Here is a 17,216-nt window from a genome sequence, read left to right as displayed (position 1 = left end):
CTGAGATTAGCAGCTGGCCGGGGAAATTAACGTCGGCGTTACCCGCCTCCCAATACTTGTCGTCAGGATCACTCCGTGTTTATTGACCATTAGTATGGTTTTTGAGCTATTATCACCTAGTCAGTTTGTAGCATGCACTTCGTCGGGGATGGGATCTCACGTGATCGACTTTGGCGCTTTGCCTCCAGAGATCAACTCCGCGCGGATGTATGCCGGGCCAGGCCCTGCGTCGATGGTCATGGCCGCGATCGCTTGGGATGGGTTGGCCGCCGAACTGCACACGGCCGCGGCTGGATACCGTTCGTTGATCGCGGGATTGACCACCGGACGGTGGCTCGGTCCCAGCTCGCTGACCATGGCGTCGGCCTTCGGCCCGTACGTGGCATGGATGTCGGGGGCCGCCGCGCGGGCCATGGAATCCGCCAGCCATGCCCGGCTCGGGGTCGAAATCTACGAAGCCGCATTCGCGATGACCGTGCCCCCGCCAGTCGTCACCGCCAACCGGGTCCAACTCGCGACGCTGATGGCCACCAACTTCTTCGGGCAGAACTCGGCTGCGATCGCGGCCAACGAAGCCGAATACGGCGAAATGTGGGCCCAGGACGCCGCCGCGATGTACCAGTACGCGGGCAACTCGGTCGCCGTCTGCGACGTCACCCCGTTCAACACGCCGCCCAAGGTCACCGAAGACGCCGGCCTGACGGCGCAGAGCGCCGCGGTCGACCAGGCCACGGCCGCTACCGGACTGCAGCACTCGGACTTGTCGAACCTGGTGACCGAGACGCCCACGCTGATGAAGGCGCTCACTCAGCCTGGCGCCGGGTTGCCCTCGGGCACCAGCACCGTCGTCAACGACACATTCTCGAATCTCGCGGAGCAGCTGCCCAACTATCTGCCGAACTACCTCAACGCCAGCGCCACCCCGCTGTATGGCATGTCCGCGGTGCTGTCGATGGCCCAGACCGGCCAGGGTCTGGCCAAGACCGCGGCCGATAGCGCCGCGGCCGCCGCCCAGGGCGCGGCCGGTGCCGCATCCAGCGCGGCGAATGCGGCCAGCACGGGCGCGCGGCTGGGCACGGGCGTGATCGGCAGCCTCGGCAGCGCGGCCCAGCTGGGCCCGATGTCGGTGCCCTCGGCCTGGACCAGCGTCATCCCCCATGCGCCGATGGCCGCGACCGCACTGCCCAACATCAGCGTCGGTGGCAGCTCGATGCCCAACATGTTGGGCGGACTGCCGATGGCGCGCGGCATGGCGCCGCGCACGCCGCCGGTCCCCCGCTACGGCCTCATCCCCACTGCGATGGCACGCCCGTTCGCCGCCGGATAATCCTCGATACGGAAGGACCGGTACGTGAAGTACACCCCAACGAAGGTCGCCGGTGTGACGATCATCGACGTCGAACCGCAACGCGACCACCGCGGCTTCTCGTCACGTTCGTTCTGCGCCAAGGAATTCGACCGTTATGGCCTGACCTTCCACGCTGTCCAGACCGACATCTACTTCAACTACACCCGCGGCACCGTGCGGGGTCTGCACTATCACGCCGAGGCCAAGCTGGTGCGGTGCACCCGCGGCGCCATCGCCGCCGCCGTCGTGGACATCCGCCCAGAGTCGCAGACCTTCGGCGATCACGTGCTGTTGGAGCTCAACGCCGACAACCACCGGGCGCTGTATCTGCCGCCGCACATCGCGCACGGCTTTCAGACACTGACCGCCAACACCGAGGTCAGCTATCACGTTTCCGGACAGCATCCGCTGTCGGATGAACGCGGATTGCGGTGGAATGACCCCGAATTCGGAGTCGAGTGGCCGCTGCCGGTCACGGTCATCTCCGAACAGGACGCCAGTTGGCCCGCGTACGCACCGACGTCCGCGCCGATCCGGAGCGTCGCACCATGCTGAGCGGCGCGGTCACCGCGCCGGCTCTGTGGATGACCTACCAGCCATGCGCTACCTAAGGACACCGCGCCATGATCATGCCGATAGCACCGGCACCGTCTGCAACGGTGTTCCGACCCAACCAGCCGCCGGTTAGACGGAAGCCGGCTGGGATGATCTCGTTGCCGGGCAACCGGATTCCCAATTCGGCCGTCGCGCAGCGGCCCACCATCCCCGGCGTCGACCCCGCGCGGCGCTGGCAACACCTGTACGCCGGGCGCCTGCGCGTCAGCGACTCGGTGATTGTGTTCGCCTCGGTCATGCTGGCCCAATACGTCCGCTTCGGCGAGTCCCCGGCCCGCACGTCGGCGTATTCGGGTCCGGTCATGACGCTGTTCTCGGTGCTCTTCGCGACGCTGTGGCTGTCGGCTCTTGCCGTCTTCCAGACCCGGTCGCCGCGAGTCATCGGTGCCGGCATCGACGAGTATCGGCGGATCGGCAGCGCGTCGTTCTGGACGTTCGGCATCATCGCTATGGTCACCCTGCTCGCCAAGGTCGATCTGGCCCGCGGTTATCTGGCGATCGCACTTCCGGTCGGCACCATCGCGTTGCTGACCGGCCGCAGCCTGTGGCGCCGGCATATCGGCACCCTGCGGGCACGCGGTCAATGCCAGACCAAGGTCTTGGCGATCGGCGACCGCCAAGCCGTCTCCCACCTCGCGCAGGAGCTCGCCCGCGCTCCCCGGGCCGGCTGCGTCGTCGTCGGTGTCTGCATTCCCGGATACGGGCCGTCGCGGGGCAACACGCTGACGGTTCAGGGGCGCGAGGTGCCGATCCTGGGCGACGAGAGACACGCGATCGCCGCGATCGACAGTTGCGGCGCCGACACCGTGGCGGTAACGCGGACCGAGCACTTCGGCGTCCGCGGCATCCGAGAACTGATGTGGCAGTTGGAAACCAAGGATGTCGATCTTGTGGTGTCGCCCGGGGTGATGGATGTCGCCGAAGCACGGCTGACGCTGCAGCTCACCGCGGGGTTACCGCTGCTGCACGTCGAGAAGCCGCAATACGAAGGGACACAACGCTTTCAGAAGCAGGCCTTTGACTTTCTGTTCTCCCTGGCCGCCCTGATCGCGGCGGCGCCGCTGTTAATGGTCGCGGCGATCGCAGTCAAGCTGACCAGCCGCGGCCCGATCTTCTACCGGTCCGAGCGCATCGGCATCGACGGAAACCCGTTCACCATGCTGAAGTTCCGCACCATGACCGACGGCGCCGACCAACAGATCGACCACCTGTTGCCGCAGAACGAGTGCGCCGGCGGCATGCTGTTCAAGATGCGCAAGGACCCCAGGGTCACCCCGGTAGGCCGGGTGCTGCGCCGCTTCAGCATCGACGAGCTACCCCAGTTCGTCAACGTGCTCAAGGGCGACATGAGTGTCGTCGGCCCGCGGCCGCCGTTGCGCCGCGAGGTGGAAAACTACGCCGGTGACGTCAAGCGTCGACTGCTGGTGAAGCCCGGCGTCAGCGGCTTGTGGCAGGTCAGCGGCCGGTCGGACCTGTCCTGGGAAGAGTCGGTGCGGTTGGATCTGTCCTATGTCGACAACTGGTCGATGGCCGGCGATCTGATGATCGTCGCCAAGACCGTGAAGGCCGTTCTCGCCAGCCACGGCGCATACTAGGGAGTCATGACTGAGCCGACGGCACCCAGTGCGGTCGTATCCTCGGTGCCGCTGAGTCGGGTGGCTCACGCTTTCTCTATCCAATTGGTCTGCCGCGCGCTGGGGATGCTGGCGTCAGTGTTTTCGGTGGCGATGACCGCCCGCTACCTGGGCCCCGGACCCTATGGCCAACTCACCATGGCGGTGGCGTTCGTGGGGATGTGGAACAGCTTCGCCGACCTCGGTGTGGCCACCGTGATCGTGCGGCGAGTGACCTCCGGGCGCGGGGATCTGGAGCGCTTGGTTCGCATCAACAGCGGCCTGGCCCTGATCTATTGCGTCCCGCTGGCGGTGCTGGCGGCCGGCTCCGGCTTGCTCATCTATCGGGACTTCGACGTACGAGTGATGCTCGTGGTGCTGGCCGGGGGGCTGCTGCTACAGACGATGACGACCCGCTTCGAGCCGGTGTTTCTAGCCACGGTCCGCTTCTCCGCGGTCGCCATCTCCGATGTCACCGCCCGATTCGCCACCCTAGCGGCGGTCGCCTACCTCGTCGGGGCGCACGCGAATGTCATCTGGTTCGCGGTGGCTCAACTGATTCCGCCAGCCGTGCAGCTGCTCATCCAGGGCGCCGCAGCGATGCGACACATCTCGGTGCGCCCGATCTTCGCGCTGCGTGAGTCCGCCGACCTGTTGCGAGAAACCTTGCCGCTCATCGGTTTCCTGGTCGTCGGGATCCTCTACACGCGCGCCGACGGCGTGATTTTGTCCTTGCTCAGCACCCACACCGAGGTGGGCGCCTACGGGCTGGCGCTGACGATCGCGTTCAACACCATCGTGGTGTCGCTGGTCTTCCTCAAATCGACGCTGTCAACGGGCACCGAACTCTACGCCCGAGATGTCGCCGCATTCGCCGATTTCCTGCGCCGCAGTGTCGAATTGATGTACTTCGTGGCGGTCCCGGTCGCCGTCATCGGCGTACTGCTGGCCAGGGAGTTGATCGCGCTATTTGGAGACCAGGCGTTCGTCGCCCGGGGAACACCGACCCTGGCACTGCTGTTTGTCGCCGCGGCCCTTCGATTCGTCGGCGGCACCCTGGGTCAGGGTCTGGTCGCCAGCCACAACCAGAAGGTATTGCTGTGGCTGACGGTCGCCACGCTGGTTCTCAACGTCGCGCTCAATATCGCCCTCGCCGGTCGGCTGGGCGCGGTCGGCCCGGGCATCGCGTTGGTGTGCACTGAGTTTTTCAACATGTTGTTCAGTAGCTGGTGGCTGCACCGCAGGTGCGGTTACCGTACGCCGGTGATGTTTTTGCTGCGGGTGCTGATACCAACGGGCGCGAGCGTCGTTGTGACACTGCTACTCTCGGGTCAACACGTGGTCTTGATTCTGCTGTGCGCCGCCGCGGCCTACCTGGCCACCAGTGCAGCCGTCGGCCCGCTCACCTGGTCCTCCTTGGCGTCCTTGCGCCGAAAGCAGCTGTCGTGATCGGCAACGCCGCATGAGTCCCCCTCGGGTGCTTTGGCTTTCGCCGTGGACACGACCGGCGGTGCGGGTGCAGTCCGAAGCGCTGATCCGGCACGGGGCCGACGTCCTGCTCGTGACGTCCGACCGACACCCGGAGTCGGATACCGCCCGTGACTACGAGTTGGTGCTCGAACCGCGATTTCTGACCGCAGCGACCTGGCCGCCCACGCTGAAGGCATGGCGCCAGGTCCGCAAGTTCCGCCCCGACGTCGTGATCGCCGAACAGGTCCGCGATCCGCGCTGGATCGCGCTGGCCGGGCGGACGCCGCGGATTCAGGTGATTCACGACGACCGCCCGCACGACCCCGTCGAGGCGCTGCCGTCCTACGAACTGGCGGTGCTTGACCGGTGGGGCGCCCGCTCGGCTGCCACCATCACCTATTCCCACTACGTCGCCGGCGCCGTGGCGGCCCGCCGTGACGTTGCCGGCACGCCGATTCATGTGGTCCCGCTGGCCAGCGACCTGGATGTCTATCGGGTGCCTTCGTTCGTGCCCGCCGACGGGCGCCGGAACTTCGTAATGTTCGGCCGGCTCAATCCTTACAAGAACGCCGACGTCGTGCTGCAGGCCTGGCAGCGACACGTGGCCGGCGGCGGCTGGCGAGGCGACGACCTCGTCCTCATCGGCGGGGGAACGCTGGACGCCGACAGCCTGCCGGAACACACACAGTGGCGCCGCGGCGGTTACCGCTATTCCGATGTGGTCGCCACGTTGGCCGCGGCCAAGGGTTCGGTCGCGCACTATCGGCGCGCCACGCAAAGCGGCGTGCAGGTGCTTTCCATGCACTTGGGCGTCATGCCGATCATTTCGACGGTGGGCGGCCCACCGGAGTACCAGCCCCCGGACTGCCCCCCGATCGGTGTCGACGATGTGGCCGGCCTGGCCGCCGCCTTCGATATGCTGGCCGACCCCGCGGCGGCGGCACGGCAAGGAGCCACCGCGGCCCGGCACTACCAAACTCATTGTGCGGTGGACCTTGTTGCGGAACGCTTCCTGGACGTCATCGCCGAGGTAATGACCGGGCGAGGTTGACAGGCTCTTGATTCGACACGATGGGATAGCAGCATGGGCAATTATCTGATCACCGGGGGTTGCGGATTCATCGGCTCATCGGTCGTCAACTACTTGCTGGACCGCGGCGAGAACGTGTTTGTCGTCGACAATCTTTCGCTCGGACGAGACCGCTGGCAGCACGCCCCCAGCCGGCCGACATTGCTCATCCGAGACATCCTCGACCCCGACGCCTGTGACCAGACCTTCCGAGATGTCAGGCCGCAGAAAGTCATCCACTTGGCGGCGCAGCACTTCGTTCCGTGGTGCGAGGAGCACATCTACGAGGCGTACACCCTCAACGTCAACGGGACACTCAACATACTCGAGTATTCACGCCGCTACGGGGTGCAAGATTTTTTCTTCGCCTCTACCGGCGACGTGTATCTGCCAAATTTCCTGCCCCACAAAGAGGTTGATCAGACCGGGCCGGTCTATGTCTATGGCCACACCAAGTTACTGGCCGAACAGATGTGCATGCGGTACTTCGAATCCCAGGATTGCTTTCGCAGTTTGTTGATCGGGCGCCTGTTCAACGCCGCCGGCCCGCGCGAAACCAACCCTCACCTACTGGCCGAGGTCACCCGCCAGATCGCGGTGGAGGGCAAGCGCGAAGTCGAAGTCGGAAATCTGTGGCCACTGCGTGACTACGTCGACGTCGACTCGATGGGGTCGGTCATCGTCGACGCCATGTCGAGCGTGGCAGGGCTGGAGATTCTCAACATCGGATCCGGCAAGGCGATCGAAGTCCGCGAAGCGTTGGACATCATTGCGGCCGTGCTGCCGTTTCAGGTCGACTTCAAGTGTGTGCCCGAGCGTCAGCGCCTCAACGACCGGCCGTTCTTATGCCCGGACACGCAACGGTTGCGCCGCACCATCGGTCGCGCAGCGGACCCGTTCAGCGAAGAGACGGCCCGCAAGATCTTCGCCGAGTACCCCGATATCTCTCTATGAAGCGGACTCAAAGGCGCTATGGTGCAACCTGATTCAGGGCGACCGCTCCGGGTCGCTCTGGTGAGCGATTACCCCGTCGACGAGCAGACGACGCCCGAGAACGGGGTGCAGTCGGTGACGAAGAACCTGGCGCATGCGCTAGCGGCCCGCCCGGACATCGAGTGCCACGTCGTCGCCGCGATGAGCGATCCAACGTCGACGTATCGCCAGGTCGGGGCCGTGCACGTGCACTACGTCCGGCGCCTGAGCCTGCCGCGGTTAATCACCCTGCGACTCAGCGACGCGCCACGATTGATCTCCGTCATCCGTTCGATCAAGCCAGACGTCGTCCACGGGCAGGGCCAGGACCGCCACGCACTCGGCGCGCTGGGGAGCGGGTTCCCGACCGTGATCACACCACACGGCGTGCTGTTCATCGAAGGCCGCCTGCTCCAGAAAACCCGATGGGATGCCATCGGGGCGGTGAAACGGCGCGGTGTCGTCACCATGGAACGCGAGGTGTTTCACCGCTCCCAAGACATGATCATTATCTCGCGCTATTTGACCCAAACGTACGGGTCGATGCTGACGGCGCGCACCCACTTCATCGAAAACCCGATCGACGAGGAATATTTCGGTATCTCCCGCGCGCCCGAGCCCGGCCGGATGCTGTTCGTCGGCACGCTCGTACCGCGCAAAGGCGTGCCCGACCTCGTTCGCGCGATCGGCCGGGTCGTCAGCGAGGTCGCCGGCGACGAACCGTGGCTGCAACGGCTGCAATTCAGGATCGCCGGCGCCGCGCTGGACCCGGCCAACGAACTCGAAATCCGCAGGGCAATAGCCGAATACGGTTTGCAGCAGCGCGTCCACATCCTCGGCGCCATCAGCCACCAACAGTTGTTGGATGAGTATGCGCGCGCGCAGGTCTTGTTGATGGGCTCACGCGAGGAGACCACGCCCCAGACAATCGCGCAAGCCATGGCCTGCGGATTACCCGTGATCGCATCTCGGGTCGGTGGCATTCCGCAGATGGTCGAGGACGGCCGCACGGCGCTGCTGTTCGGCTATGGCGACACCCTGGCGTGCGCAGCGCACATTCGCCGAATGCTCAACGACGATGCCTTCCGCTGCGACATCGAGCGCGCCGTGCGCGACCAAGCCCAACGACGGTTCAGTCCGAAATCGGTTGCCGAGAAAACCGTTTCGGTGTACCGGGAGATTATCGAACGGAATGGGCGGATCGAAAATGGGCGATCGTGAGCGCCACCCCTTGCTCGAAGGGCACTACCGGGCTCCAGCGCAGCCTTGACGTGGCGAGGGTGATATCCGGCTTACGCTTTCGCGGGTCGTCCTCGGGCAGCGCCTTGAAGACAATGCGAGAAGGCGAGTCAGTCATATCTTTGATCACGCGCGCGGTCTCCAATACGGTCAGTTCCGCTAAACCACCGATATTGACCGGCCCGGTGAACGATGGGTCGCTGTTCGCCATCCGCACCAATGCGTCGATCAGATCATCGACGTAACAGAAGGTTCTGGTCTGGCTGCCATCGCCGAACACGGTGATCGGTTCGCCGCGCAACGCCTGAACGATGAATTGGGAGACGATTCGCCCGTCGTCGGGATCCATTCTGGGCCCGTAGGTGTTGAAGATTCGCACGACCTTGATCCGGGCCCCAAAGTTGCGTGCAAATTCGCGCATCAACGTCTCGGCAACGCGCTTGCCCTCGTCGTAGCAGGCCCGGGGGCCGAAGCAATTGACGTTGCCCCAGTAGCCCTCGTGCTGGGGGTGAAGGATCGGATCACCGTAAATTTCGCTGGTCGATGCCTGCACCATCACGGCGTCCTTCTCGATGGCCAGCTCGAGCAGATGCCTGGTGCCGAGATAGTTGGTGTCGAGAGTGAACACCGGATCGCGCTGGAAAGCGAAAGGTGAGCCGGGACAAGCCATGTTGAAGATGAGGTCCAGCCCACCGGGGACTTTCGCCGCCTCGAGTGGCGACGTCACATCGTGCTCAAAGAACGTGAAGCCGGGATCGTCTAGCAGGTGGGTGATGTTCTCACGGCGCCCGGTAAAGAAGTTGTCGACTCCGATCACCTCGACGTCGTCGCGCCGAAGACGATCACATAGATGGGACCCGAGAAACCCGGCGGCGCCGGTGACCAGAGCTCTCAAAACCTGTTCTCCTTAATGCCGGCCCATGCCGTAATAGTCAAAACCCTCGGCCCGCAAACGCTTTGGATCGTAAATGTTGCGTCCATCGAAAACGACGTGTCCGCGCATCGCGGACTTGACGCGCTGCCACGACGGCCGCTGGAACTGCTTCCACTCGGTGACCAGGATCAGCGCGTCCGCACCCTCGATGGCCTCGTACATACTGCTGGCGTATTCGATCGAATCCCCCAGTATCTCTTTTGCTCGAAGACTCGCTTCGGGGTCGAAGGCCCGCACCGTTGCGCCGTGTTCGATCAGCTTTCGGATGATCACCAAGGAGGCCGCTTCCCGCATGTCGTCGGTCTGCGGTTTGAAGCTGAGGCCCCATAGACCGAATTGCAGGCCCTTCAGGTCGCTCGCGGGCGATCCGTCGCCGAAGTGGCTGACGATCTTGGCTACCAGAGTGGCCTTTTGCGCCGTGTTGACATAGTCGACCGCACGCAGCAGGCGCATGTCCGAGCCCACGCCTGCGGCGGTATGTATCAGGGCCTGGACGTCCTTCGGCAGGCAGGAACCGCCGTACCCCACGCCGGGAAAGAGGAATTCGTAGCCGATGCGCCGGTCGGCGCCAATGGCCTCCTGCACCGCCCTGACATCGGCACCGGCTTTCTCACACAGATTTGAGATTTCGTTAATGAACGAAATCTTGGTCGCGAGAAAGCAATTAGCCGCGTACTTCGCCATTTCGGCGCTCTTGATATCCATGACGATCAGCGGATGGAAGGTGCGCAGATAAGGTTCGTAGAGCTCTCGCATGATGTCGACCGCTCGTTGGGAGTCGCTGCCGACTATCACCCGGTCCGGCTTGGTGAAGTCGATGACCGCGGTGCCCTCCTTCAGAAATTCGGGGTTGGACACGACGTCGAACTCGGTCTTAGCCTTGGCGCCGATAATCTCCTGAACTTTGTCGGCGGTACCGACGGGCACGGTCGATTTGTCGACGATGACCTTGTAGCGGTCCAGGTAGGTGCCGATGTCCTCGGCCGCTGCGTAAACGTAGGACAGGTCGGCTTCGCCGCCATCGCTCATCGGCGTCGCGACGGCAATGAAAACCACGTCCGCATGTGTGATGGCACGGGCGGCATCGGTCGTGAAATCGATAGACCCGTTCTCCCGGTTTCTCGCGATCAACTCGGCCAATCCGGGCTCATAGATGGGGACGCCTCCCGCGAGAAGCTCGTCCACCTTTGCCTGCTCGATATCGAGGCAGACAACATCATTACCGCTGTCGGCCAGGCACGCGCCGGTGACGAGACCGACATAACCGCATCCCATTACCGATATCTTCAAGACGACACCTTCGCTTCCCAACAATCGCCCAATGGTCCCGCAAAGCGGCGTGTCAATGACCGCTTTTCGAACCTTTTCGGTAGCCGCTGCCTGTCCGGGATTGCACCAGGTGTTCAGCCAGCCGCACGCCCAGTGCGATCCCGACCAGAGTCGGGTTGGCCTGGCTGGAGGTCGGCAGCACCGAAGTGCTGGCGACGTAGAGGCCACGCACTCCATGCACCTCGAGGTCAGGATCGACCACCCCGCCGTCCGGTGTCGCGGACATGCGAGTGGTTCCGGCTTGGTGAAAGCCGGCATACCCCTGCATGAAGGTGTGCACCGAAGCCTCGACATCATCGGCCAACCACTCCACGTATCCGACGTCGTGACGGCGAAGATGTTCGTCGATGAGAGTGATTGCCTTGCGGACACTTTCGTAGTCTGCGTCGGAGAAATGCAGATGGGTGCGGATTTTGCGCATGCCTAAGGCATCGCGCTCGTCGGTAAGCTCGACGCGACTGTCCCAATGCGGAAGATGCTCGCCGTGGTAGTGCAGCACATAGCAGTTGCCCGCTCCCCGCACGAAAAAGCCCGGCGCCTTGCGGCCTTTGCGCAGGAACCGTGCGTGCGAGAATCGGACCGCGAACAGGAGCGAACCGAACAGGTCTCCGAGGATGTTGCGTAGATGCGCGATGATGCGGGGCCGATCGGCTGCCTTGGTATGGGCTGCACGGATCGCCGGCGCGAGTGCGAAACGCCCCAGCGGCGAGATCAGCGTCAGGTACACCCCCGACAGAATGCCGCTGCCGTGTGCGGGATCGCCGATCGGCGGATTCACCATCCAGACCGCCGCATTGGGCATCCCGGCGTCGCGTTGCAACTGCGGGCTGAAGGTGAAACGGCGGCGGACGTAGACGCCGTCACGGTCCCGTTCATGTTCGTAGGTAACGTCTTTGGCAGTGAAATGCGCACGCGCGACCCGTCCCTCTACGTGCGACATGTACCAGCGCCCCAGGTGCCCGCCGGCATTGCCCAACCCGCCGGCATGGTGGCGATCCGACACCAGCAACAATCGCGTCGCCTCCAAGCCGCCGTTGGCAAGAACGTAGTCGTTCGCGACGACTCTGCCCTGCCGCCCATCGATGGTCCGTACGACGAGATGGTCGACGCTGTCAGCGGATTCGGTGGTCACGATCTCTGTGCAAGTCAGGCCGGTCCACACCGTCAGGCCGGGAGTGTTTCGCAGAGCGGCTCGGTACTGGGTCCCGAAACGCGTTGGCAGGGACCACCGTTCGAGATCGGTGGTGCGCACCTGCTCGTCGGGAAGGCCCACAACCATATCGCGGTGCGCGATTTCGGGGATGTCGCGTGCATTGAACGCGGCTTGGCCGCACCCCGCCCAATCGCACGCACGCTGCAGATAGGGCTCGACATCGGCATAGCTGATCGGCCAGGGCGCCGTCGCGGTAATGACCCGATCTTCGAAATCGATCGCGTCGAACTTGACGCACCGTCCACCCCACAGGGCCGAGGTTCCACCTAGCTGCCGTCGGACCATGAGTTCACTGCGCGCGTGAAAGTAGTCGTCCTGCCGGGAGTCGAACGCCGCCAACTGTTGGGCGGTGTCATTCTTGCGCTGCAAACCGCTTTCGAGCAGCGCCACCTCGACACCTGCGCTCGCGAGCTCCAACGCGGTCACGATGCCGATCGGTCCGGCCCCGACAATCACCACATCGGTATGGATCGTCATGTTCGGGGCGAACTGCGCCGGTCCGTGAATCACGATGCGCGGCCCCGCCGAAACTGCTCCACCAACGCGAGGAACCGCGTCTGAGTCTCGGGGTCCGGCGGCGACGACAACGCGCGCGCCGCCTCGGCGACCCGGCGCGGGTCGGTGCTGCTGTACAGAATGGCGCGACAGCCCGTGGCGGTGGCAGCGGAGGCGAGGATCAGCCTCGGCAGCACGCCGGGTGCGAGCGGGTCGGCCTGGAGTGTTTCGCGCCATTGCCCGGCCAGGCGTGCGTCGCCCCGCAACGCGTCCGACAGCGTCAGATACGAACGGCTGAACACGCCGAATCCTATGTCAGCGGGACGCGACGACGGATTGAGAGCGTCGCTGCGTACCTGGCTAACCCCGTGCGGAGCGAACGCCGCGGCGAAATCGACCTCTAGCCCTTCGTCTTGAGAGACGCCCCAGCCGCGAATCTTGCCCTGCTGATGGGCGCGTTCGAAGAATTCACCAAGTTCATCCCTTGCGACGATATCGAAAGGCCTTGGGCCGTGGACGAATAAGATATCCACATAGTCGACTTCCAACGCGGCCAGGCTTTTGTCCAGGCTGCGTGACGCCGCGGCCGCGTCGTATAACCGCGCCGCTTCACCGTCGTGGTGTCGCCGCTTGACAGCGCGCCGGAGCGCCGGCGCCTTTCGCAGCAGAGCCCGCGCCGGGGCCTGGAAACGCCCGAGTCGCCCGGCGGCACCGACGCCAATGCCGAATTTCGTTGCCACCGTGACCGCGTCGCGATTCAGTGTGCGCAAGAACAGCCCTATCTCGGCCTCTGCCCTACCGAGCCCGTACATGCGTGCGGTGTCAAAATGAGTGATGCCATGTTCCACCGCGCTCGCCAACACCGTCATGCGCTCCTTGCGGAAAGGCGACTGCATCAAGCCTCCGCACCCGAAACCGACGGCGCTGATCCTCAGCGCCGGTCCCTTGAGCTCAATCTGATCCAACACCGAGGCTCTCATAGATCCGGCGGAGCTGTGCGCCAATGACTTCCGGGCTTCGTGTCGCAGCGATGTGCGCCTGCCCCTTGCGGCCGTCGCGCTCCGCGAGATCCGGGTCACGCAGGTACCGGCCGATCGCCGCGGCCAATGCCGCCGGATCATCCACGGGAACAAGCATGTTCGAGTCAGACACAATGTCCGCTGTGCCAGAGACGGGCGTTGTCACGGCCGGTCGCGCGCCGGCGAGCGCCTCGGTCACGATCAACGGCATTGCCTCGGCACGCGAGGGAAGCACCACCACTCGTGCCGATCGGATCAATTCGGGGATCGCGCGGGGATGCACGGCAGGTTCCACCGAAAAGCGCTCCAATTGCGGCGGGTGGTAATCGTCGATCGGACCGACCACCCGGCACTGCCCTTCGATGCCTTCGTCGAGCAGCAATTGCCAGGCGGCAGCCAGTGTGTCGACGCCCTTGCGTAGCCCGATAGTTCCAGCGAAAAGCGCCACGGGTGGCGTAGTGCTGGCTGCCGGGGCGTCCCAGTCAATCGGAGATGGGTTCACCGACAGCGTGATCTTCACCCGCGGTGCCACCGACGCAACAGCTGCCTGCGCGTCTGTCGAGAAGACGATCGCATGATCCGCGCAGCGCAGCGTGGCGCCGATGAACCGGCGGTGTCTGCGCACATCGCCGACGAAGTCGGAGCCCTGCAGAGTTACGACCACCCGGAGACCGCGGATCCGTGCCAGCCGAATCAACGCTCCCTCCCGCAGCCATGCTCCGCCGTCAGCCACATGGAAGTGCACTATGGACGTGTTTGGTACCCGTGCCAGCGCGGCCGCCGCGCGTGCGGTCAAAATGAGGTTCCTCGCGTGATGCCGTCCTTCCCATGTCGACAGCACCCGGATGTCGTCCGCGCCCATCTGGTGGTCGTGGATGACACGGATCACGGTTTGCGTCCCGCCGAAGCTGTACATTCCGGGTCCGACGTGAATGACCGAGATCACTGGCCGATCCCCCCTATCGCAGTTGGCACGGCGTCGTGGTCGGTCGGTCGGCTCAGATCGTCGCTGTCGGCGCGTCTGCCTCGTAGGTTGGCGAACGCCATTGCCGCCCCCAGGGCGAGCCCCAGCGCCAAGGCGTCTGACGGCATCTCCGGGAGTGGCCAGACGACGGAAATCGCTAGCAGGCCCGCGCATACTGCTGCACTGACCTTCGCCGGCGCGTGCCCGCTACACACCGCGCGCAACACCGGCACTAGCGCGAACAATGCGAACACCGCCATCCCGACGGCCCCGCCTTTGGCAAGCCACCACAGATAGAAGTTATGGGAATACGCCGGATAAAAGGTGGTGGCGAATTCATCGGTTCCGTTGGGCCGCTGATAGGCGTAGCCGAGACCATGTCCGAACACCGGCGCCTCCGCGATCGTCCGATAGAGCAGATTGTCTTCGCGGAGTCGCTCCAACGCCGACTCGTCGACGGCCAGAGCGCTAGAAGAAACGCCGCCGAGCACCCGTTGATTGAATGCCGTCAACTGATCGCCGAGCCAAGCGCCGGCGGCAGAACCCCTCAGCAAAAACAACATCCCGGGCACCGTGACCGCGAGGACCGCTACGCTGACCACACCGATGAGGACCGTTCGGCGCAACGCGGACCAGCTCGAGCTGGAAAGCAAGGCGATACCGCCCGCCACCGCCATCGAGATCAACGTATTGCGGGAAAAGGACAGCAGCGAAATGATCAGCGCGGGTGGACCCAGGGCGAAATACAGTGCGGGACGGTAAGAACCGAGGATCGCGGCAGCGACTAGCGCACTGAGCACGGCCGTGGCAGGTGACTGGGTGAGAAGAATGATGCGCAGGGCCTGCCCGGCGCCGGTTGTTCCCGCCAAGCTTTCCGCTCGTCCGGCCAGTCGAATTGCGTGCAATGAACTGACGATTGCCATCCCCGCGGAGAACCACAGAATGACGATCGTCACGCGGATCACGAAATCGAGGCAATCGGCGTAGACGATGACCAGTCCGAGTACGAAGCCCACGACCATTTCGAGGAGAGTGATCGATTCACGCCACACGACCAATGCCGAACTGCCAGCCTGGAATCCGACGACCGTGGCGAATGCCACCACGAGCGTGAAGAGCCCGGGCAGCAGATAATCGGAAAACCGGACTCGGGCGAGCGGCAGCAGATAGCAGATGGCTAGCAGCGCAGCCACGAGGTATGCGTAGATGACCGCGGGGCCGATGACTTTACCGACGTGCAGACCTTGGGGCAGCGCGGCGAACGCGCCGATCAGCGCCACCGCGACCATGCCCTCCGGTTTCACCCAATACACCACCACGCAGAACGTCGCTGCGATGAGCATCGCGCCCTCGGTGGTCAGACGCACCGAGAGGACGCCGAACAGAAAGCAGGCGAACACGAACGCAGTCAGCAGCGCTGCATTCGCCACCAAGCGATCGCGGTTCTGCAGGTAAGGGATCAAGCAGTCCCCCTGACCTTGGCCCGGTAGGCGCGCGCTGCCGCCTTGCTCTGCATGGAGAGGCGGGCGTCGGTCAGTACGGTGCCGACGATCTGCGCACCGACTGCACGTAAGGCGGTCAACGCGTCGACGAGCTCGTCGGTGGTGGTGCGCCCGGCCCGGACAACCAGAACGGTACCGTGTACGGCACCCGCCAGCAGAGCGGCATCCGCCGTCGCCAATACCGGCGGACCGTCGATGACGGTTCGGCTGAAGCGCGACGAAAGATCGGCAAGGACGTTGTCGAGCACCTCTGGTGGGAACGCGCTGCAGGGCACGCCGCCGTCACGGCGAGCGGAGCGGGCGGCAAGAACAAACAGGTTGGAAATCGCGGTCGGCTTGACCGCTTCGGTGGCGATACTGGGATCGGCCAACGCGTGAACGAGCCCTTCACCCGATTCGACGTTCAGCAGGCCCGCGATCACGGGCCGACGCGTGTCGCCCTCGACGAGCAGGACATCTTCCCCGAGTTCGGCGAATGCCCGGGAGAGGTTCAGTACCGTCGTCGTGGTCCCTTCGCCACCGAATGGCGCCGTCAGTAACACCCGGCGGCCGTCGGGTCCCATCGCTCGTCGCAGCCGAACGCCGACATCGCGCACGGCGTCGTCGAACGTGACATCGGTGCCGAACCGCGGGACTCCCCCGCGCCGTCCGGGCAGCTCACCCAGCGTTGGCAAACCCGAAAGTTCTTCCAGCTTCTGGCGGGTGCGCACGGTGCGGTCGGTGTTCTCGCGGACCAGGGCAACCAATATCGCCAAAAGCACACCGGCGAGCACCCCCATCGCCATGTTGCGCATCGGCACGGGGCTCGCCGCGCGGTCGGGTACCCGGGGCGGCTCGACGATGCGTGCCCGAGCTACCGGCAACGGTTTGCCGGTCGGCTGTTGCACGGCCGGCACGTCGGACGGCTGGCCGCCGGGTGGAGTTGTTTCACCGGTGTCGGGTCGTGATCCGGGGGTTGTCGTCGTCCCTGGATGCCCGACGGCACCCAGCGTGGGAACGATCGCGGCGAACTGATCTGCCATCGCGCCTGCCAGCGCTGCGGCGCGATTGGGATCGGTGTCTTTGACCGTGATCGTGAAGAGCATGGATTTCGCGGTGTACTTCACCTGGGTTTGACTCAGCAGGTCATCCGTCTTGATCGGAACCTGAAGTTGGCTGATCGCGCGTTCTGCCACCGTTCGCCCGCCGGCGATCTGCGCATACGACGACAAGCGTTCTTGCGCCGTCAGCGTCCCGTTGTACAACTCAGTCAGATCGGTCGCGCCGGAAAACGAGATCAGGACCGTGGTCGACGACTGGTAGTGCTTCGTCTGCAACGCGGTAATGGCTGCGGCCCCGACCGTGCACATCAGCAGTGCTGTAACGGAGAGCTTCCAGTGCGCGGCCAGAATCCGGACAAAGGTACGGAAATCCATCGTCTGACAACCTTCCTGG

Annotated in this window: 14 protein-coding genes; 7 read left to right on the top strand and 7 right to left on the bottom strand. The window is 64.4% G+C overall.

Translation table 11 applies throughout. The features are described 5' to 3' along the window. The first annotated feature begins 160 nt into the window (after positions 1-160). The 7 genes from G6N33_RS18025 to G6N33_RS17995 all read left to right on the top strand — a co-directional run bounded on the left by G6N33_RS18025 (position 161) and on the right by G6N33_RS17995 (position 8,308). A complete protein-coding gene (locus G6N33_RS18025) occupies positions 161-1,327 on the top strand; it encodes a PPE family protein (protein WP_101528111.1) in 1,167 nt (388 codons plus the stop codon). Between the two features lie 24 nt (positions 1,328-1,351). Then, positions 1,352-1,903: a dTDP-4-dehydrorhamnose 3,5-epimerase family protein gene (locus G6N33_RS18020; protein WP_044507801.1), complete on the top strand. Its 552-nt coding sequence runs from the start codon at positions 1,352-1,354 to the stop codon at positions 1,901-1,903. A gap of 149 nt (positions 1,904-2,052) precedes the next feature. Further along, a complete protein-coding gene (locus tag G6N33_RS18015; RefSeq protein ID WP_081662060.1) occupies positions 2,053-3,558 on the top strand; it encodes a sugar transferase in 1,506 nt (501 codons plus the stop codon). A 6-nt stretch (positions 3,559-3,564) separates the two neighbouring features. Further along, positions 3,565-5,025, top strand: a complete 1,461-nt coding sequence (locus G6N33_RS18010; RefSeq protein ID WP_044507802.1) for an oligosaccharide flippase family protein — start codon at positions 3,565-3,567, stop codon at positions 5,023-5,025. 13 nt (positions 5,026-5,038) lie between these two features. After that, the gene (locus tag G6N33_RS18005; RefSeq protein WP_044507803.1) at positions 5,039-6,097 is read left to right on the top strand and encodes a glycosyltransferase family 4 protein; all 1,059 of its coding nucleotides are present in this window, start codon (positions 5,039-5,041) and stop codon (positions 6,095-6,097) included. A gap of 33 nt (positions 6,098-6,130) precedes the next feature. Next, entirely contained in the window at positions 6,131-7,069 is a 939-nt protein-coding gene (locus G6N33_RS18000) for an NAD-dependent epimerase/dehydratase family protein (RefSeq protein ID WP_044507804.1), read from the top strand. A gap of 60 nt (positions 7,070-7,129) precedes the next feature. Then, on the top strand, positions 7,130-8,308 hold the full coding sequence (locus G6N33_RS17995; RefSeq protein WP_049919001.1) for a glycosyltransferase family 4 protein: 1,179 nt from the start codon (positions 7,130-7,132) through the stop codon (positions 8,306-8,308). On the opposite strand, the gene G6N33_RS17990 is transcribed toward G6N33_RS17995, so the two are convergent. The 7 genes from G6N33_RS17990 to G6N33_RS17960 are packed head-to-tail and all read right to left on the bottom strand — an operon-like array spanning position 8,268 to position 17,197. After that, a complete protein-coding gene (locus tag G6N33_RS17990; RefSeq protein ID WP_044507805.1) occupies positions 8,268-9,221 on the bottom strand; it encodes a UDP-glucuronic acid decarboxylase family protein in 954 nt (317 codons plus the stop codon). The genes G6N33_RS17995 and G6N33_RS17990 overlap by 41 nt on opposite strands. A gap of 12 nt (positions 9,222-9,233) precedes the next feature. Continuing rightward, complete coding sequence (locus tag G6N33_RS17985) at positions 9,234-10,550, bottom strand: UDP-glucose dehydrogenase family protein (protein ID WP_044512291.1); 1,317 nt, start codon at positions 10,548-10,550, stop codon at positions 9,234-9,236. 52 nt (positions 10,551-10,602) lie between these two features. Beyond that, positions 10,603-12,279 (bottom strand): GMC oxidoreductase, encoded by a 1,677-nt coding sequence (locus G6N33_RS17980; RefSeq protein WP_179962639.1) that lies wholly within the window; start codon positions 12,277-12,279, stop codon positions 10,603-10,605. A gap of 29 nt (positions 12,280-12,308) precedes the next feature. Next, positions 12,309-13,232: an aldo/keto reductase gene (locus tag G6N33_RS17975; RefSeq protein WP_044512293.1), complete on the bottom strand. Its 924-nt coding sequence runs from the start codon at positions 13,230-13,232 to the stop codon at positions 12,309-12,311. A 16-nt stretch (positions 13,233-13,248) separates the two neighbouring features. Continuing rightward, complete coding sequence (locus tag G6N33_RS17970) at positions 13,249-14,262, bottom strand: glycosyltransferase family 4 protein (RefSeq protein WP_044507807.1); 1,014 nt, start codon at positions 14,260-14,262, stop codon at positions 13,249-13,251. Continuing rightward, a complete protein-coding gene (locus G6N33_RS17965) occupies positions 14,259-15,743 on the bottom strand; it encodes an O-antigen ligase family protein (RefSeq protein ID WP_044507808.1) in 1,485 nt (494 codons plus the stop codon). Before G6N33_RS17965 ends, G6N33_RS17970 begins: the two co-directional genes overlap by 4 nt. Continuing rightward, positions 15,740-17,197, bottom strand: coding sequence for a polysaccharide biosynthesis tyrosine autokinase (locus G6N33_RS17960; protein ID WP_163771566.1), 1,458 nt, complete (start codon positions 17,195-17,197; stop codon positions 15,740-15,742). The genes G6N33_RS17965 and G6N33_RS17960 overlap by 4 nt, the downstream gene beginning before the upstream one ends. Between the last annotated feature and the right edge of the window lie 19 nt (positions 17,198-17,216).

This window comes from Mycobacterium simiae, assembly GCF_010727605.1.
GTDB classification, from domain to species: Bacteria; Actinomycetota; Actinomycetes; order Mycobacteriales; family Mycobacteriaceae; genus Mycobacterium; species Mycobacterium simiae.
This window is presented reverse-complemented; position numbering and strand designations above follow the sequence as displayed.